This is a genomic window from Variovorax glucosi, from assembly GCF_051216695.1.
Lineage (GTDB): Bacteria > Pseudomonadota > Gammaproteobacteria > Burkholderiales > Burkholderiaceae_C > Variovorax.
The window spans coordinates 101,338-120,245 of sequence record NZ_JBPJZE010000001.1; the positions used below are offsets into that span (position 1 = coordinate 101,338).

At 61.6% G+C, this 18,908-nt stretch carries 15 protein-coding genes; 12 read left to right on the plus strand and 3 right to left on the minus strand.

Annotation, left to right across the window (positions count from 1 at the left end):
• The first annotated feature begins 101 nt into the window (after positions 1-101).
• From ilvN to ACSFA3_RS00545, 5 genes are all read left to right on the plus strand, one after another.
• On the plus strand, positions 102-593 hold the full coding sequence (gene ilvN / locus ACSFA3_RS00525; RefSeq protein ID WP_435503452.1) for an acetolactate synthase small subunit: 492 nt from the start codon (positions 102-104) through the stop codon (positions 591-593).
• A 153-nt stretch (positions 594-746) separates the two neighbouring features.
• Positions 747-1,763 (plus strand): ketol-acid reductoisomerase, encoded by a 1,017-nt coding sequence (ilvC, locus tag ACSFA3_RS00530; RefSeq protein WP_435503453.1) that lies wholly within the window; start codon positions 747-749, stop codon positions 1,761-1,763.
• Positions 1,764-1,955: 192 nt separating this feature from the next.
• Positions 1,956-2,780: a CDP-diacylglycerol--serine O-phosphatidyltransferase gene (pssA, locus tag ACSFA3_RS00535; RefSeq protein ID WP_435503454.1), complete on the plus strand. Its 825-nt coding sequence runs from the start codon at positions 1,956-1,958 to the stop codon at positions 2,778-2,780.
• A 200-nt stretch (positions 2,781-2,980) separates the two neighbouring features.
• Positions 2,981-4,684 (plus strand): 2-isopropylmalate synthase, encoded by a 1,704-nt coding sequence (leuA, locus tag ACSFA3_RS00540; protein WP_435503455.1) that lies wholly within the window; start codon positions 2,981-2,983, stop codon positions 4,682-4,684.
• Between the two features lie 339 nt (positions 4,685-5,023).
• On the plus strand, positions 5,024-6,184 hold the full coding sequence (locus ACSFA3_RS00545; protein ID WP_435503456.1) for a serine hydrolase: 1,161 nt from the start codon (positions 5,024-5,026) through the stop codon (positions 6,182-6,184).
• Here ACSFA3_RS00545 and ACSFA3_RS00550 read toward each other — a convergent pair whose 3' ends face one another.
• The 3 genes from ACSFA3_RS00550 to aat all read right to left on the minus strand — a co-directional run bounded on the left by ACSFA3_RS00550 (position 6,185) and on the right by aat (position 8,497).
• Positions 6,185-6,982 (minus strand): IclR family transcriptional regulator, encoded by a 798-nt coding sequence (locus tag ACSFA3_RS00550; protein WP_435503457.1) that lies wholly within the window; start codon positions 6,980-6,982, stop codon positions 6,185-6,187.
• 70 nt (positions 6,983-7,052) lie between these two features.
• Entirely contained in the window at positions 7,053-7,796 is a 744-nt protein-coding gene (locus ACSFA3_RS00555) for an arginyltransferase (RefSeq protein ID WP_435503458.1), read from the minus strand.
• Complete coding sequence (aat, locus tag ACSFA3_RS00560; RefSeq protein ID WP_435503459.1) at positions 7,793-8,497, minus strand: leucyl/phenylalanyl-tRNA--protein transferase; 705 nt, start codon at positions 8,495-8,497, stop codon at positions 7,793-7,795. The genes ACSFA3_RS00555 and aat overlap by 4 nt, the downstream gene beginning before the upstream one ends.
• A gap of 361 nt (positions 8,498-8,858) precedes the next feature.
• Between aat and tssB the strand changes: the two genes are divergently transcribed.
• The 7 genes from tssB to tssM all read left to right on the plus strand — a co-directional run bounded on the left by tssB (position 8,859) and on the right by tssM (position 18,905).
• Positions 8,859-9,359, plus strand: coding sequence for a type VI secretion system contractile sheath small subunit (tssB, locus tag ACSFA3_RS00565; RefSeq protein WP_435503460.1), 501 nt, complete (start codon positions 8,859-8,861; stop codon positions 9,357-9,359).
• Entirely contained in the window at positions 9,356-10,873 is a 1,518-nt protein-coding gene (tssC, locus tag ACSFA3_RS00570; RefSeq protein ID WP_435503461.1) for a type VI secretion system contractile sheath large subunit, read from the plus strand. The genes tssB and tssC overlap by 4 nt, the downstream gene beginning before the upstream one ends.
• 46 nt (positions 10,874-10,919) lie before the next feature.
• Positions 10,920-11,405 carry an Hcp family type VI secretion system effector gene (locus ACSFA3_RS00575; protein WP_435503462.1) on the plus strand — a complete coding sequence of 162 codons (486 nt, stop codon included), beginning with the start codon at positions 10,920-10,922 and terminating at the stop codon, positions 11,403-11,405.
• Positions 11,406-11,576: 171 nt separating this feature from the next.
• Positions 11,577-12,095 carry a type VI secretion system lipoprotein TssJ gene (tssJ, locus tag ACSFA3_RS00580; protein WP_435503463.1) on the plus strand — a complete coding sequence of 173 codons (519 nt, stop codon included), beginning with the start codon at positions 11,577-11,579 and terminating at the stop codon, positions 12,093-12,095.
• A 60-nt stretch (positions 12,096-12,155) separates the two neighbouring features.
• Complete coding sequence (gene tssK, locus ACSFA3_RS00585; RefSeq protein WP_435503464.1) at positions 12,156-13,511, plus strand: type VI secretion system baseplate subunit TssK; 1,356 nt, start codon at positions 12,156-12,158, stop codon at positions 13,509-13,511.
• Positions 13,512-13,570: 59 nt separating this feature from the next.
• On the plus strand, positions 13,571-14,863 hold the full coding sequence (gene tssL / locus ACSFA3_RS00590) for a type VI secretion system protein TssL, long form (protein ID WP_435503465.1): 1,293 nt from the start codon (positions 13,571-13,573) through the stop codon (positions 14,861-14,863).
• 10 nt (positions 14,864-14,873) lie between these two features.
• On the plus strand, positions 14,874-18,905 hold the full coding sequence (gene tssM / locus ACSFA3_RS00595; protein WP_435503466.1) for a type VI secretion system membrane subunit TssM: 4,032 nt from the start codon (positions 14,874-14,876) through the stop codon (positions 18,903-18,905).
• Positions 18,906-18,908: the final 3 nt, after the last annotated feature.

The window sequence follows — 18,908 nt, forward strand, 5'->3', positions numbered from 1 at the left end:
AACTTCGCTTCCCCTAATCTCTTACTGACGAATCTATTGCCCGCCGAGCCCGCGCATTACCGTGCGCGGGGGAGGGCGGCGAAAAGAGGAGTCATGCACTTATGAAACACATCATTGCCGTCCTGCTGGAAAACGAGCCCGGTGCTCTTTCCCGCGTCGTGGGCCTGTTCTCGGCCCGCGGCTACAACATCGAATCCCTCACCGTCGCGCCCACCGAGGACCCGAGCCTATCGCGCATGACCATCGTCACGACGGGTTCCGACGAAGTCATCGAGCAGATCACGAAGCACCTGAACCGGCTGATCGAGGTGGTCAAGGTCGTCGACCTGACCGAAGGCGCCTATACCGAGCGCGAGCTCATGATGGTCAAGGTGCGCGCGGTCGGCAAGGAGCGCGAAGAAATGATGCGGATGGCGGAGATCTTCCGTGGCCGCATCATCGATGTCACAGACAAGAGCTACACGATCGAGCTGACCGGCGACCACGTCAAGAACGATGCCTTCCTGGAAGCCATCGACCGTGCCGCGATCCTCGAGACGGTGCGCACCGGCGCAAGCGGCATCGGGCGCGGCGAACGCATCCTCAGGGTCTGAGCGCTGCCATGAATCGGAGCTCAGCCGCCGCCCGTTCGGGCTGAGCTTGTCGAAGCCCCTGCGCCAGCGGGGACTGGATTGAGCCCTTCGACAGGCTCAGGACGAACGGCACAACACAACTGCTTCGAAGCAAGCAACTATCTGGAGAACATCATGAAGGTTTATTACGACAAGGACGCCGACCTCAGCCTCATCAAGGGCAAGACCGTCGCGATCATCGGCTACGGCTCGCAAGGCCATGCCCATGCACAGAACCTGAACGACAGCGGCGTCAAGGTCGTGGTCGGCCTGCGCAAGGGTGGCGCATCGTGGGACAAGGTCGGCAAGGCCGGCCTGAATGTCGCCGAAGTGGCGGATGCCGTGAAGTCGGCCGACGTCGTCATGATCCTGCTGCCCGACGAGCAGATCGCCAACGTCTACAAGAACGACGTCGCACCACACATCAAGCAGGGCGCCTCGCTCGTGTTCGCGCATGGCTTCAACGTGCACTACGGTTTCGTCCAGCCGCGCGCGGACCTCGACGTCTGGATGGTCGCACCGAAGGCCCCGGGCCACACGGTCCGCAGCACCTACACCCAAGGCGGCGGCGTGCCCCACCTCGTGGCCGTGCATCAGGACAAGTCGGGCAAGGCGCGCGACCTCGCGCTGAGCTATGCCACCGCCAACGGCGGCGGCAAGGCCGGCATCATCGAGACCAACTTCCGCGAAGAAACCGAAACCGACCTGTTCGGCGAACAGGCCGTGCTCTGCGGCGGTGCCGTCGAACTGATCAAGGCCGGTTTCGAGACGCTGGTGGAAGCCGGCTACGCGCCCGAAATGGCGTACTTCGAATGCCTGCACGAACTCAAGCTGATCGTCGACCTGATCTATGAAGGCGGTATCGCCAACATGAACTACTCGATCTCGAACAATGCGGAATACGGCGAATACGTCACCGGCCCGCGCATCGTGACCGACGAGACCAAGAAGGCCATGAAGCAGGTCCTGAAGGACATCCAGACCGGCGAATATGCCAAGAGCTTCGTGCTCGAAGCCGCTGCCGGCCAGCCGACGCTGATCAGCCGCCGCCGCATCAACGCGGAGCACCAGATCGAAGTGGTCGGTGCGCAACTGCGCCAGATGATGCCGTGGATCATGAAGAACAAGCTGGTCGACCAGAGCAAGAACTGAGTTCGAACTTTCGCAACCGGGCCTTCGGGCTCTTGCGTTTCAGGGCCACCATGCGGTGGCCCTTTTCGTTGTCTCGCATCGGGATCGTCCCGGTGGCGTCCCGCTTGCGTCCCGGTCTCTCCCGAGTACCTCTGAACTACACTTCCGCGATGAAAATTACCTCCTGTCTTGTCACTGCCGGGACTACCGCCCATGCATGACGACACGCTCCCCGATGACGTGACGCCGCGCAAGCGTCGCAAGGGCATCTACATCCTGCCCAACCTGTTCACGCTGGCGGCGCTCTTCGGCGGGTTTTATTCGGTCGTGATGGCGATGAACGCGCGTTTCGATCAGGCCGCGCTCGGCGTCTTCGCCGCGATGATCCTGGACAGCCTCGACGGTCGCGTGGCACGCATGACCAACACGCAGAGCGCGTTCGGCGAGCAGATGGATTCGCTGTCGGACATGGTTTCTTTCGGCGCCGCTCCGGCGCTGATCGCCTATGAATGGTCGCTGAAAGGCCTCGGGCGCTGGGGCTGGATCGCTGCTTTCGTGTATTGCGCGTGCGGTGCACTGCGGCTCGCGCGCTTCAACGTCAACACGGGCACCGTCGACAAGCGCTGGTTCCAGGGGCTTCCGTCACCGGCTGCCGCGGCCTTGGTCGCCGGTTTCATCTGGCTGATGACGGAGTGGGGCAAGCGCGGCGGAGAGGTGCTGTATCTCTCCTGGACGCAGATCACCTGGGTCACGTTCGCATTCACGCTGTACGCCGGACTGTCTATGGTGACCAACGCACCGTTCTACAGCTTCAAGGACATCCAGATGAAGAAGAGCGTGCCCTTTGCTGTCATCGTGCTGATTGCACTGGCCATCGCGGTGATCAACATCCATCCGCCGACGGTGCTGTTCGGCGTCTTCGTCGCTTACGGATTGAGCGGTTATGTGGTCTATGCGTGGCGGCGTGCCAAGGGTCAGCCGGTCAGCGTCATCAGTATTTCCACCGATGAGCCGGACGAGCGCGGGCTGCACAAGTAGCCTCGGCTCTGCTATATTCGGGACTCTCATGAACAAGTTTTCGCTGGCCCTACTACTGATCCCCCTCGGGCGGAGTAGGTAGCGCACGCGCATCCCACATCAACGGCCCGTTCGCATCAGCAACGGGCCGTTTTGTTTGGGTTGCTGGTGAATTCGTCACCCATCGCGTCACCCATCGCATCACCCATCGAAAGAATCGCATGTTGAAGCAACCCGCCAGCAAGTACCGCGCCTTTGCACCGATCGGCCTCAAGGACCGCACCTGGCCCGACGCCGTTCTGACCAAGGCACCGATCTGGCTGTCGACCGATCTGCGCGACGGCAATCAGGCGTTGGTCGAGCCGATGGACATCGCCCGCAAGATGCGCATGTTCGAGACACTGGTCGCGATCGGCTTCAAGGAGATCGAAGTCGGATTTCCGTCGGCATCGCAGGTCGAATTCGACTTCGTCCGCCGCCTGATCGACGAAGACCGCATTCCCGACGACGTGACGATCCAGGTGCTGACGCAGGCTCGCGACCACCTCATCACGCGCACTTTCGAGGCACTCCAGGGCGCGCCGAAGGCAATCGTGCATCTCTACAACGCGGTCGCGCCGATCATGCGTCGCGTGGTCCTCGGCATGGACGAGGACGAAATTGTCGAGCTCGCGACCACGCACGCCAGGATGTTCAACGATTGCGCCGCGAAGCAGCCGAATACAAAGTGGACGTTCCAGTATTCGCCGGAAATGTTCTCCAGTACCGATCTGGCGTTCTCGAAGCGTGTCGTCGATGCGGTGACTGCTGTCTGGGCACCGACGGCGTCGCACAAGTGCATCGTGAATCTGCCGTCGACGGTCGAGCATTCGACGCCGAACATCTTCGCCGACATGATCGAGTGGATGCATCGCCACCTCGAGCGACGCGATGCGATCGAGCTGAGCGTTCACCCGCACAACGACCGCGGCACGGGCACCGCGGCAGGCGAATTCGCTCTCATGGCGGGTGCCGACCGCATCGAAGGCTGCCTTTTCGGCAATGGCGAACGCACCGGCAACCTCGATCTGGTGAACGTTGCGCTCAACCTGTACACGCAGGGCGTCTCGCCTGAACTCGACTTCTCCAACATCGACGAGATCCGGGTGACGGTCGAGCATTGCAACCAGATCGCGGTGCATCCGCGCCATCCGTATGTCGGCGACCTCGTCTACACCTCTTTTTCGGGTTCGCACCAGGATGCGATCAAGAAGGCCTTCACGGCGCGCAAGGACGGCGATATCTGGGACATGCCCTATCTGCCGATCGACCCGAAGGATGTCGGCCGCAGCTATGAGGCGGTGATTCGCGTGAACAGCCAGTCGGGCAAGGGCGGCATGGCTTATCTGCTCGAAAGCGAATACGGCATCGAGATGCCGCGGCGTCTGCAGATGGAATTCATGCAGAACGTGCAGCGCGTGATGGACGTCGCCGGCAAGGAACTCACCGCGGCCGATCTCTGGCAGCTGTTCGAAACCGAGTACCGCATCAAGTCGATCACCGGACCGCAGCATCGTGTGCTTGAAGAGCAAGGCGAGGGCGCGAGTGCGGTCGTCGTCCTCCGTGCAGACATGCCGTGGGAAGGCGAAATCCGCAAGATCGAAGGCCGCGGCAACGGGCCGATCGATGCCTTCATCAACGCACTTGCGAACACGACCGGACACGCCATCCGTGTGATCGACTACCACCAGCATGCGATCGGCGCGGGTGCCGATGCGCAGGCTGTCGCGTATCTCGAACTTCGTGTCGACGATACCCAGACCTTGTTCGGCGTCGGCATGGATGCCAACATCATTTCGGCATCCCTCAAGGCGATCGTTTCCGGTCTTGAGCGTGCGAGAGCGCAAGGCGCACGCAACACGCTTGGCGAAGCAGCACAGGCCTGATCTGTCGTCCGGGATCCCGTCCGAATGGCGGGATTTCTCTTCGTCCCGATCTTCGGCGCAGAAAAACATGTGTTTTTCCGCGCCGAACTGCTTTTGCGGTCAGCCGCGGCTGCCGACCGTGCGTTGCTTATCGGACTGATGCACGGCGAGTCGTGCCTACCACGCAACGACTCGACTTTTCGCATGTGCATCTTTAGTTCGCGTCATTCTGTCTTGTAACAATTTGCGCGAAGATTCGGCATTTCGAATTAAGAAAGGCACGCAAGTAATTGTTATTGCGTGCTTTTTTCGATTTCGATACACTGCGACACCTTGTTGTTTTTCCGCTGGAGAGTTTTGATGCCCGAAGCCCGTTCCGACCGAGTTTCAAGCCAGCGGTTGATGCCCGCGTTGCGCGCAGTTGCGCTGGCGCTGTGCGCATCTGCGATGCTGCTTCCGGCAGCCCAGGCGGCGAAAAAAGAAACAAGCGTCAAGAAGGCACAGGCATCTGTCGGCGACAAGCGCAAGGCCGCGACAGTCAAGACGACGCCCCGTGCGCAACGCAATGCCGACGCCGAAAAGTCTGTTCGCGGCGGCAGCAACGTGATCGCGACAATCCGCAAGAACAACGGCAAGACCGTGGTGGCGGTGCAGCGGCGCTCGGTGGTTCGTGTCGCCGAGACGCCGCGTCTCTCCTACGGTCAGATGGCGGGTCTGCACCGCACTGGCGACGTGCTCGATCTGAAATCGAATGCTGCTCTCGTCATCGACCAGGAAACGCGTGAAGTGCTGTTCAGCAAGAACGACCATGCCGTGCTTCCCATCGCGTCGCTCACCAAGCTGATGACCGGCCTGCTCATCAGCGAAGCGCATCTGCCCGACGAGGAACTCATCACCATCACGCAGGACGATGTCGACACCGAGAAGGGAAGCAGTTCCCGCCTGCGCATCGGCACGACGCTTTCCCGCGGCGAGATGATGCATCTCGCCCTGATGTCGAGCGAGAACCGCGCGGCGCATGCGTTGGGCCGGACCTACCCGGGCGGCTTGGCGACGTTCGTCAGCATGATGAATGCCAAAGCCAAGATGCTCGGCATGAAGGACACGCGCTACGTGGAGCCGACCGGTCTGTCCTTCCACAACCAGTCGAGTGCGCAGGATCTGGCTTTGCTGGTGAACGCGGCTTCATCGAACGCGATGGTTCGTGAACTGTCGACTTCGCCGAATTACCAGGTAGAGGTCGGCAACCGGACCTTGCAATACAACACGACCAATCGCTTGGTGCGCAGCCCTGATTGGGACATCGGTCTGCAGAAGACCGGCTACATCTCCGAAGCGGGTCAGTGCCTGGTGATGCAGACCAAGATCGCCGGTCGCAAGCTCATCATGGTATTTCTCGATTCCGCCGGCAAGCTGAGCCGTATCGGTGATGCCGAACGCGTGCGTCGCTGGGTCGAGGCCACGCATTTCGCGTCGCCTTCCATGCAGACGATCGCAACGCAGCACGTTGCCGGAGACTGATCAGTCGGGCGCGGCGGTCGCTGCGGCGCCGTAGCCGAGCGCGCTCGATATCTCGGCTGCGGTCGCCTGCAGTTTCGGCAGCCAGCCGTCGTCGAGGCGATCGGCAGGCGCAGAAATGGAGAGCCCGGCGACGAGCTTGTTCTGGTCGTCGTAGATGCCGGCAGCCATGCACCGCACCCCAAGTTCCAGCTCTTCGTTATCGCGCGCGATGCCGTACTGTCGCGCCTTGGACAATTCGCGCTCCAGCAGCGGAAGTTGGGTGATGCTGTTGCGTGTGTGGCCGGCCAGCCCGGTTCGCGTGGCGTAACTTCTCACGCGTTGTGCGTCGTCTGCCGCCAGGAACAGTTTGCCGGTCGACGTGAGGTGCAGCGGAGCGCGCCCGCCGATGGCACGTACCACCTGCATACCGGACCGCTCGCTGTAGGCGCGTTCGATATAGACGATTTCATCGCCCTGTCTCATGCTGAGGTTGACGGGTTGCTGAGTCAGCTTGTGCAGTTCGCGCATGGGCAGGAGGGCAGCGTCGCGCACGTTCAGCCGGCCCTTCACGAGATTGCCGAGCTCGAGCAGGCGCATTCCGAGTCGGTAACTTCCGGCTTCCGGCCGGTCGACGAATCGGCCGACAGCGAGGTCGTTCAGGATGCGATGCGTCGTGGAAGGATGCAGCCCCGTCTTCTCGCTGATTTCCTTCAACGAGATTGCTTCCTCGCGCGACGCCAGGACGTCGATGAGCGAAAACATGCGCTCGATGACCTGTATGACAGGAGTCGCAGGAACGTCTGATTGTGTTTTTCTCATGTGCGCAACGCCGTGATGGACCCCCAAGGGCCGAATCGCGATTTTACTTGGTGAAATCGATGCGTGACTGTCAGGTACCGTCAGGCAATTTCCAATGACCGTCGACAAGCACTTCGTGCGGCAGATAAAGCGACTTGTAATTCATCTTCGGACTCTCGGCGATCCAGTAGCCGAGATAGACGTAAGGCAGGCCGAGCTGGCGCGCCTGATCGATCTGCCAAAGCACGCCGTAATTGCCGTAGCTCGCGGCTTCGTCGTTCTCGTAGAAGGTATAGACCGCGGAAATACCGTCGTTCAGAACGTCGAGGATCGAAACCATCTTCAATGCGCCCGGGCTGCCGTCGGCTGTCGTCTCCCTGAATTCCACAAGCCTCGAATTGACGCGGCTCTGAAGCAGGAACTGCGTGTATTGGTCGATGCTGTCGTGGTCCATTCCGCCACCCGAATGCCGGCCATTCTGATAGCGAAGATAGAGCTGGTAATGCTCGGGTATGAATCCCAGCTTCAGGACCCGCGCCTGCAGGGCTGCATGGCGCGCTGCGGCGCGTCGCTGACTCCGGTTCGGCTTGAAATCGGCCACGCAGATGCGAAGCGGCACACAGGCGCTGCAACCATCGCAGTAGGGACGGTAGGTGAACATACCGCTCCGGCGAAACCCGCTGCGCACCAGATCCGAATAGGCATCGTTGTGAATCAGGTGGCTCGGCGTCGCAACTTGCGAGCGCGCCTGCCGGTCCGGCAGATAGCTGCACGGATAGGGTGCCGTTGCATAGAACTGCAAGGCATGAAGAGGGAGTTCCTTCGGATGCGTCACGTCGTCTGAAAAGGTCGAGCGGGCAATAGTTCGGCCCAGTATACGGGCTCGAAGCGCCATGTCGGCGCCGGCTCGCCGCGTGCTTGCGCAACGTGCGACGCGAATTGACTGCGCGGCATTTCCTTTGCACCCATGCTGGCCAGGTGCTCGGTCTTCTGCTGGCAATCGATCAGCGAGATTCCATGTCGACGACAGAAGCAGATCAGCGCGGCCAATGCGATCTTGGACGCATCCGTCCGTCGTGCAAACATGGATTCGCCGAATACCGCGCGACCGATTGCAACGCAATACAGGCCGCCGACCAATTCGCCGTCGATCCATGTTTCGATGCTATGCGCGTAACCGGCCCGGTGCAAGTTGCAATAGGCATCGATCATCTGCTGCACGATCCACGTCCCGGATTGGCCTTCGCGCGGTGCCGACGAACATGCGCGGATGACGCTTTCGAAATCGTTGTCGATCCGAATTTCGCAATTGGAATCGAGACGAAAGATCTGCAGCGCCTTGCGCAGCGATCTGTGAAGCCTGAACGATGCAGGCGCCAGCGTCATGCGCGGATCGGGACTCCACCAGAGGATCGGCTGGTCGTCATTGAACCAGGGAAACACCGCGTTGGCATAGGCGTCGCGAAGGGAGGCGACATCCAGCGCACCGCCGGCTGCGAGAAGGCCGGGGATGGGGTCGTTTTCACCCCATGCCATTTCTGGTGGCGGAAGCTTTTCGCCGGGGTTTAGCCAAGGAAGTTTCATTCGGAGGTATTTAACTTGGAAATAGTCAGAAGAAAGTTATCGAAGCACGCCTGGTAAATTGAAAGTGTTCGAATTGACTTTTATTAACTATGAATTTCGATTGTGTCAAATATATTAAATAGCATAACTGTGAATTATTCCGCTGGTTTAATCTGTAAGATCATTTCGATTCTGAGCAAATCTTGTTTTGAAATCGAATTTTTGTATCCGATGCAAAAATGCCTTCATTGAAATCGTTGCGCCATTGATAGGGCGGCATTCGATTGCTTCAATTGATAAAGCCGTCGGCTGGTCGTTAAACAGGAGATTTTAATTGAGTCTGAGCAGTCAGAAATTTATAGCGCGCAATCGGGCGCCGCGTGTGCAGATCGAATATGACGTCGAGCTCTACGGGTCGGAGAAAAAGGTCGAATTGCCTTTCGTGATGGGCGTGCTTGCCGACTTGTCCGGAATGCCCGCGCAGCCACTACCGCCCGTTGCCGATCGCAAATTTCTCGAGATCGACATCGACAATTTCGACGAGCGCATGAAAGCCATTCTCCCGCGTGTGGCAGTTGCGGTTCCCAACACACTGTCCGGCGAGGGGCAACTGCTGGTGAAAGTCACCTTCGAACGGATGGAAGACTTTTCCCCTGCAGCGATCGCTCGCAACGTGGAACCGTTGGCCCGCCTGCTCGAAGCGCGCACGCAGCTTGCCAATCTCCAGACCTACATGGACGGCAAGGCTGGCGCTGAGGCCCTGATGAACCGGCTGCTTCAAGACCGAAGTCTGATGAAAGCAATCACCGCAACGTCGTCGGCGGTGTCCGAATGATCGAAACCATCGCCCAGGTCTCGTTGCAGGATCGCGCCGTTTCTCTGCTCGACGCCCCGTTTGCCGATCCATCGAACTTCTCGGCCTGCCTCGATCAGGAGTTCAGGCCGAGGACGGATGAAGCCAGGGGCGCCGTCGCCGCCGCTGTACGAACGCTCGCCGAGCAGGCGCTACTTCACGCCCACACGCTCGACGACGACGCTTACAGCGCCATCGAGGCCGTGATTGCGGAGATCGATCGGAAGCTAACTGAGCAGATCAATCTGATCCTGCACCATGAAACGTTCCAGAAAGTCGAGTCGGCCTGGCGGGGCTTGCACCACCTCGTGTCCAACACCGAGACCGACGAGAAACTGAAGATCCGCTTCATGGACGTCTCGAAAGACGAGTTGCGCCGGACGCTGCGTCGGCACCGGGGTATCGCCTGGGATCAGAGTCCGGTTTTCAAACGGATCTATGAAGAGGAATACGGTCAACTTGGAGGCGAACCGTACGGCTGCCTCGTCGCCGACTATCACTTCGACCATACGCCGCCGGACGTCGAATTGCTTGCCGCGATGTCACGCATCGCAGCGGCATCGCATGCGCCGTTCATTGCCGGTTCCGCGCCGTCCCTGCTCGGGATGGAATCGTGGCAGGAACTCGCAAACCCGCGCGACCTGGCCAAGATCACCTCCAACCTGGAGCACGCGCCCTGGAACGCGTTTCGGGAAACCGAGGATGCGCGATATGCGGGTCTTGCCATGCCCCGTTTTCTGGCACGCCTGCCTTACGGGGCGAGGACCAACCCGGTCGATGCGTTCGACTTCGAGGAAGTGACCGATGGCGCCGACCATCGGAATTACGTGTGGAATAACGCAGCCTATGCGATGGCCGTCAATGTCAATCGCAGCTTCAAGCAGTACGGCTGGTGCACGATGATCCGCGGCGTCGAATCGGGCGGCTCGGTCGAGAATTTGCCATGTCACGTTTTTCCGACCGATGACGGCGGTGTCGACATGAAGTGTCCGACCGAGATCGCCATCTCGGACCGTCGCGAGGCCGAACTGGCCAAGGCGGGTCTGATTCCGTTGGTCCATCGCAAGAACACGGGCCATGCAGCGTTCATCGGCGCGCAGTCTCTTCAGAAGCCTCAGGAGTACAGCGACCCGGACGCGACTGCGAATGCCACTCTCGCCGCGCGCCTCCCGTACCTGTTCGCCAGCACGCGGTTCGCGCACTACCTGAAGTGCATCGTGCGCGACAAGATCGGCCTCTTTCGCGAGCATGAAGACATGCAGCGCTGGCTGAACGAATGGATCATGAATTACGTGGATGCCGATCCCGTCAATTCGTCGCAGGACACCAAGGCGCGTCGGCCCCTGGCCGCCGCCGAAGTCGTCGTCGAGGACATCGACGACAACCCCGGTTTCTACAGCGCGAAATTTTTCTTGCGTCCTCATTTCCAACTCGAGGGACTGACCGTGTCCCTGCGCCTGGTCGCCAAGCTGCCGTCACTGCGCGACGCAACCTGAGCTCGGCCGCAAGTCAGCAATCTCAACAAAAAATCAGGGAGTCTCCATGTCACAAGATATTTTTCTCAAGATCAACGGTATCGAAGGCGAGTCGCAAGATGCGGCGCACAAGAGTGAAATCGAAGTGCTTTCGTTCAGTTGGAAGGTTCTGCAGGAATCCACCATGCACGCGGGTTCTGGCGGCGGTGCCGGCAAGGCCACCGTCGAGGATCTGGAATTCGAGCACTACATCGACCGCTCGAGTCCCAACCTAATGAAGTACTGCCTCACGGGAAAGCATGTGCAGGAGGCCGTTCTGACGGTTCGCAAGGCCGGCGGCGCTCCGCTCGACTACCTGAAATTTACGTTCTCCGATGTCATCGTCACCAGCGTTCAGCCTTTCGGTTCGAACTCGGACGATCTGCGGGTCAGGGAACGAGTCCGACTGTCGTTCTCGAAGATCAAGCAGGAGTACGCGGTGCAGAACGCGCAGGGCGGTAGCGGCGGGGCCGTGACTGCGGCGTACGACATCAAGGGCAACAAGGAATCCTGATTCCGTGGCCGCAAGGCCGTCGAGTTGCGGAGCAAGCCGGGCGTCATGTCGCGTCGGGTTTGCGCCGTGCTTCGTCGCGCGCTGCAAAAGCCCAACGGAGTCCGAAGTCGCTACGCATCCATGCCTGCCTACTCATCTACAACACCAGCGATCGCAAGCTTTCGAGCGGGCGTGCGCAATGCGTTGCGCTCGCTGGTTTCGGCTCTATTCCTTTCGAGCGTCTGGATCGCGCCTGCTGCTGCTCAGGGATTCCAGCCTCTGCGTGAGCAAACGACGCTCGACATCACGATCACTGCGGCAGACGACCTGAACCGCGACGAAAAAGAGCGTGCGTCGCCTGTGCTGGTGCGGCTCTACGAGCTTCGCTCTTCGGCACGGTTCGAGGCAGCTGATTACTTCTCGCTGCAGTCGGACGATCGCATCGCGCTGAGCGGCGACCTCCTGAGAAGCGAAGAGTTCATCTTGCGACCGGGCGAGCAGAAGCGCATCCGACGCAAATCCCATCCAGACATCGAAGCCGTCGCCTTGCTGGTTGGCTATCGCGAATTGGCTCAGGCCGATTGGCGCGCGGTGAAGCACATCGATTCGGCGCCCGAGGCGGCGTGGTACCGCATGCCGTTTCCAGCCAATCGACTCAAGCTTGCAGTCCTACTGCAGCGGCAAGGCATTCAGGTCGTCCATGTCGACTGAATACGCGCAACGTGCCGCTGTTTCGCGCCGGGACCGTGATCAAAGCGGAGAGCAGTCCTCATGAGTTGGTACAACAAGGTTGCCTGGAGCGAAGGCCTGTTCCTGCGGCCGCAACTTTTCCAACAGCAGGAACGGTATTTGGAGCAGCTCGCGCACAAGCGTGCTTCGGCTCTGGGCTCATTTTTCTGGGGATTCGGCCATTACAGCCTCGACACCGAGTCGCTTACGGTCGGCAAGCTGGTGCTGGCGAATGCGGTCGGAATCTTCGCCGACGGTACGCCATTCGACATTCCCGGGTCGACGCCGCCGCCGGCGCCGCTTGCAATTCAGCCGGAGCACCTCGAGCAGGTGATTCACCTCGCGGTTCCGGCACGCATGCCGAACGGTGAGGAAACAAGTTTCGGGGAAGGCGGTTCATCCGCATCGTCGCTGGCCAGGTTCTCGGTGTTCGATGTGGAGCTGCGCGATGCCAACTCGATCGGCCAAGGCCCGAAGACAGTCCAGTTATCCCGCCTGCGGCTGAAACTCCTGCCCCACCGCGAGCTCACGGATGCATGGATCGGCTTGCCGTTGGCGCGCGTGACGACACTCCGGTCGGACGGCAGCATCACGCTCGACAGCGAATTCATTCCCCCCGTCACGGGCTTTGGAGCGAGTCCGCTGCTGTTCGACTGGGTGAGTCGCTTGCACGGGCTTTGCCGGCTTCGCGCAGAGTCGCTTGCTGGCCGGTTGAGCGGCAACGACGGCAAATCCGGAGATGCAGCCGAGGTCTCCGACTTTCTGCTGCTCCAGATACTGAACCGTTGCGAGCCGATCCTCGCCCATTGGCTGGAGGTGGGCGAGACATCGCCTGAAGAGGTGTACGTGCTGCTGAGATCAATGGCAGGAGAGTTGTCGACTTTCGTGCGCGCCGATACGCGCCGTCCCGTTGCACATCCGCCGTACCGTCATATCGATCCGGCTTCGTCGTTCGCGATGCTTGTTTCTGATGTGCAGTCGTTGTTGAACGACGTTCTCGTCAGGAGCGCGCAATGCATTGCACTCGAGCGTCGTGACAACGGAATGTATGTAGCGAACATTTCCACGTCGGACCTTCAAGGATTTTCGGGTCTTGTGCTGGCTGTCGCGGCGCACGTCCCGCCCGATCAGCTTGCAGCCCAGTTTGCTGCTCGTTGCAAGGTCGGCCCGGGCGATCGTCTCGCCGAACTGATACGAACTCACCTTCCGGGGATTCCGCTGCAGCCGTTGCCGGTGCCACCGAGACAGATTCCCTTCAGTGCGGGTTTCGTCTACTTCCAGGTCGATCCGCGCGGACCGTTGTGGGAGCACCTGCTCCAGCACGGCGGACTCGGACTGCACGTTGCCGGCGACTTTCCAGGCTTGCGTCTCGAGCTCTGGGGGATTCGCGAAAAATGAAAGACGACAGTCATTCCGCGGGAACTGCTTTTGAGCAGCCGTCCCGGTCCGACCCCGACATGAGCAACGACGGAGAAATTCCAGGCGGCGCGCCGTACGTCGACAAACGTCCACTCTCCCTCGCCGCCGAACCGTCGATGCAGGCGCGGCTCGTGAAAGTCAAGGCAGCGCGAAATCCTCTGCTGGAAGCTGCACAGCCGCTTTTGAGAGCTCTGGCCGACATGCCGGATGGACTCGCGCCTGATGAGGTCGAGATTTTTCATCGGCTTCTCACGCGCGAAGTGTCGAGTTTTCAGTCGCTGTGCAACAACGCGCAGGTTCGCCACGAGCACGCGGTCGGAGCGAGTTATGCGTTGTGTACTGCCATCGACGAGGCTGCGCACAGCACTCGCTGGGGTGGCGGTGCGGCCGGCGGGGCAGGCGTCTGGGCCGGCCATCAGCTGGCCGTCGCGTTTCACGACGACGCGCGCGGCGGTGACAAGGTCTTCCTGCTCATTGGGCGGCTCGTCTCCGGTCCGGACGAACACATCGATCTGATCGAGTTGCTCTATTTCGTTCTGGGTCTCGGTTTCGAGGGGCGCTACGCGACAGCCGTCAGTGGTCGCCGGCAGATCGAAACCATTCGCCATCGGCTTTTTTCCCTGTTGAACGCATCGCGTGCAGAAGTGGCCAATGCGCTGTCGCCTGAATGGCAGGGCGTCGCAGCCGGGCGTTTCAGGCGCCTGCGCGTCGTTCCGCCATGGTTGACGGCAATCATCGCCACGCTGGCCCTGATAGCTCTTTTAGGCTTCTACAAATTCAGGCTCCTGCGCATCCAGTCCGACGTCGTTCAGCGCATCGCACTGGTCGGCAAGATGCAACCCCCAGCCCCTGCAATCTCGGCCACGCGGGCGCTGCGTCTGAAGGAACTGCTGTCCGTCGAGATCGCCCGGGGCACCGTCAGCGTTCAGGAAGATGCATTGCAGAGCGCAGTGACGTTCAGAGGCGACGAGATGTTCGTCGCCGGACAGTCCCGTCTGGATGCACGCATCCTGCCGGTGCTTGCCAAAGTGGCTTCGGAGATCGGGCAGGTCGCCGGTTCGGTGCGGGTCGTCGGCCACACGGACGACCGCCCGATCCGTACCCGCGCCGTTCCGGACAACCAGGCATTGAGCGAGCGCCGCGCCGCGGCCGTCGCGGCGGTACTGGAAGCTGAGGGTGTCGAACACGGCAGGTTGAAGGTCGAGGGGCACGCGGATGCCGAACCTGTGGCCGACAACGCCACGCCGTCGGGCAGGGCACGCAACCGGCGCGTCGACATCGTCGTGAGCCGCGGCACCGACTCCCGCCCCTCGGCGCTTCCGACTCACTGACCGTCCAGCCATGCGTTCATTCACTCAATTTCTTGCGCTCGTCCTCACGCGGCAGACACTCGGTTCTGTACTGCTTTTCGGCCTCGCGTTGCTGGTCTGGTTTGCAGGGCCCGCGATCGCAGTCGACGGAATCCGGCCGTTGGCCTCCGACCCTGCACGGATCGCCTGCGTGCTGCTGCTGGTCGTGCTGTCGGTGTTGTGGCTGACGTCGGGGCCGCTAAGCCTCGTCGCGGTCGCGGCTGCCGGATTGCTGATCTGGCAAATCGGGCCGGCATTTTCGCTGGGCGATGCCAAACCGCTAGCGGCAGCATGGGTTCGCATTCTGCTCATTGGTGTGCTTGCGTTCGGTTGTGCGCTTTATTGGCTGCATCGCCTGTTGGCAGCTATGCGAAACAACGACGAATTTCTGGCCAACGTGCTCTCTTTCGGACAGCGTCGTGCTGCCGAGGAGCCGGCCAGGGAAAAACTGAAGGACGTCGCGACGACGGTCGGCCGTGCAGTGGCGCAGTTGCGCACGCTGAGGATGCGGGGCGGGGCGTGGCGGACGGTTCTGGAAGGCAAGCGCTATTTGTATGAGCTTCCCTGGTTCCTGATCTTCGGCAGCCCGGGGGCAGGCAAGACCACGGCGCTGCGCAATGCGGGGCTCCAGTTCCCGCTGACGCCTGGCGCTTCCGGTGGAACGCTCAATTGCGACTGGTGGTTCGCGAACGAAGCGGTTCTGATCGACACCGCCGGACGCTACGCCACGCACGACGGCGACCGGGACAAGGATCCGTCCGAATGGCGCGGCTTCCTGGCTTTGCTGAGAAAGCACCGCGCACGGGCGCCGATCAACGGCGCGATCGTGACGCTGAGCATGGTGGAGGTGCTGCAGATGACGGCGTCGCAGCGGACGGACCATGCCGTCTGTCTTCGCGACAGACTGCTGGAATTGCGGCAGCGGTTGGGCATCCGGTTTCCGGTCTACGTGATCGTGACGAAGACCGATGTGCTTCGCGGATTCGCAGCATATTTTCAGTCGCTGACAAGCGAGGGCAGGGCGCAGCCGTGGGGCTTCACGCTTCCCTGCCGCGACACCGAGCGAGGCGCTGCAGACAAGACCCTGCACGACGAGATCGGTGACGCTCTGGGCAAACTCGAGGCGCGTCTCGCCGACGGCTTGCGTGCGCGCATGAGCGAAGAGTTCGATGGCGACCGGCGCCGCCTTCTCTTCGCATTGCCGGGTGAATTCTCCGGTGCACTGGGTGCCCTGCGCGAACTGCTCGATCCTTTGTTTCTGGACTCCCGCTACGACGGTACCCAGGTGTTGTCGACATTGCGCGGCGTCTACTTCACCAGCGGCGCGCAGGCGGATGTCGACCTGCCGGCAGATCCGTACACGCTGATGCAGCGCCTGCGCCGGTCGGCGGCCCGTACCGTCTCGGATACCCGACCTGCGCATGCCGGGCAGGGATTCTTCCTGCAGGATGTCCTGAGAAAAGTCGTGTTTCCGGAGGCGCATCTCGTACGACCCAATCTGCGCTGGGAGCTTCGATTTCGCGTCTTGCGCCTGCTGGGTCATCTGTCGGCCGTCGTGATCTTCGCCTGGCTTGCAGGGGCGCTTGCATCGAGCTTTGCCCTCAACCGCGACTACCTGAATGCCGTCGGCAAGCGGACCGCTCTGTTGACCGACAAGGTACGCAGCGTCTTTGCGGCTTCGACGTCGGCCGGCGCTCCCGAACTGCTGGAAGCGGCACGCGCGCTGACGACACAAGCCGGTCTCGATGCAACTCACCCACCGGTGCGTTTCACCTACGGGTTGTACGGCGCCCTGCCCGTGGTCGAGGCGGGATCGAAGACCTACCTGGAACTACAGACGGTGGTGTTGCTTCCCCCCGTCCTGCGTCGGATGGAGCGGGTGCTTGCGCAGAGCGTGAAGGATGCCGACAGCCGCGCCGCTTTCGAAACCCTTCGCGTCTACAAATTGCTCCACGACCGACAGCACTATGCCGATGCGGGCGGCGCAGCCAGCGTGAGGGAATGGGTGCGCCGGGACTCGCAGCTCCTGGCCGACGCTGTCCGCGGCGGGGCGACAGACGATTCCGGCATGGCGGAACTTGCCGGGCGTGCGTCGATGGCGGCCCATTTCGATTCGTTGTTTGCCGACGGCCGGGTGGTGCAGGCAGCTTCGCTGGCCGACGAGTCGTTGATTCGCGCAGTCCAGCGCCTTCTCGATGGCGACACCGCGACGCAACGTGTCTATGAGCGCGCGAAGCTGGCAATGCAGCCCGATGCGCCGCCGGACTTCACGCTCGTGCGCGCGGTCGGGCCTCAAGTCGGCACGGTCTTCAGTCGGAAGGACGGTCTGCCGCTGGACAAGGGCGTGCCGGGCCTCTTTACCTATGACGGCTACCACCGTCTGTTCGCGCCGCGCATCGGCATGTTCGTCCGGACTGCCCTCAAGGAAGACGATTGGGTGATGGGAAGAGGCAATGCATCTGCGTCGAATGGCAGTCCGCAGGCCTCCGACGAGTGGATCGTCCACGTCCGCACGCAATATCTTGCCGAATATGCAATGCATTGGGACGGCTTTCTCGCATCGCTGCGCACGGTCGGGCTGACGGATGTTTCGGGCGGACAGGCCGGGCTTGGATTCGATCTTGGCGTGTTGCGTCAGCTTGCGGCACCGGACTCGCCCCTCGCGCGGCTTGGGCGCGCAGCGGTGCGCGAGACCACATTGTCCGGGCCGCGCGCAAGATCGACCGGGGACGCAGCCGGACTGCTCGACAAGGCTGCTGCGGCGTTCGGCAAAGCGGCGGTGGCCGTGGCGGTGGAAGTCGACGACACGGGCGAAAGACAACTCGAGCGGACCGTTGTCGACAACCACTTTGCCGCGTTGCGCGAAGTCGTCACCGGCACGGCGGATGCGGCCGGGACCGCACCGGAAGGGACTGGCGGCAAGCAGCGACTGGATGCGATTTCCGGGCTCATCAACGATTTCTACACCTGGATGGTTGTCGCGGATACGGCGCTCTCGGCCGGCGGGTTGCCGCCAGGCGGCGGAAGCGGCGCCAACGGCGGCGAGGCCGGTGCCCGACTTCGGCTGGAGGCCGGCAAACTGCCCGCGCCTTTCAAGGAAATCCTGAGCGGCCTTGCGATCAGCAGCTCGGACAAGGTGGTGCTGGGCGCGACCGAAATACTTCGCCGACAGGCGCAACTGCAACTGGACCGGCTGATGGGACTGATGGCGCTGCAGGTCAGCGAACCCTGCAAGCGCGGCATCGAAGGGCGCTATCCCTTCTCGTCCGTCGTGCAAGACGCGTCCGTGGAGGATTTCACGCTCGTCTTCGCATCCGGCGGCGCACTCGACGAGTTTTTCTCGAAGTATCTGATCGCACTCGTGGACACCAGCGTTCGTCCGTGGCGGTACAGGAGTCCGGACAGCGCCGGCACCGTCGCCGGCACCGGCAACGGACTGGATGTCTCGTCGGGAGGCCTGCCGGCACTCGTCGGCGCGCCTGGATTGCCGATCGCCGGTGCGGCGCCAGGTCCGACGCTTCTTGGAGAGCTGCTCAAGCTGCTCGCCCGCGACGGTCCCGGCCTCGATGCGTTCTACCGTGGCCAGCAGATCCGCAACGTCTTCTTCCGCGATGCCGGCGGAAAGAAGATGGCCTGGAAGATGGAGCTTACGGTGCGCGAACTAGAACCGGCGATCACCGAGTTGCTGATGGACATCGACGGGCAAAGCCAACGCTATGTGCACGGACCTGTTCAGCCCCTCAGCATCGTGTGGCCAGGACCTCGCGGCGGCATCCTGGCCGAGCTGACCGCTCAGCCACGTGTCTCGGCAGCCACATCGACGGTTCTGATGCAGGGCCCCTGGGCGTTGTTCAGGTTGCTCGACAAAGGTCGGTCGGTGGCGTCCGCTACACCCGGACGGTCGAGCGTCGAGTACGTTTTCGACGGTCGCAAGGCGCTGGTCGAACTCGGCACCGGAACCCAGCCGAATCCTTTCAACAGCGATCTGCTCAAGGGTTTTCGCTGTCCGGGGCGCACTGCGTGAGGC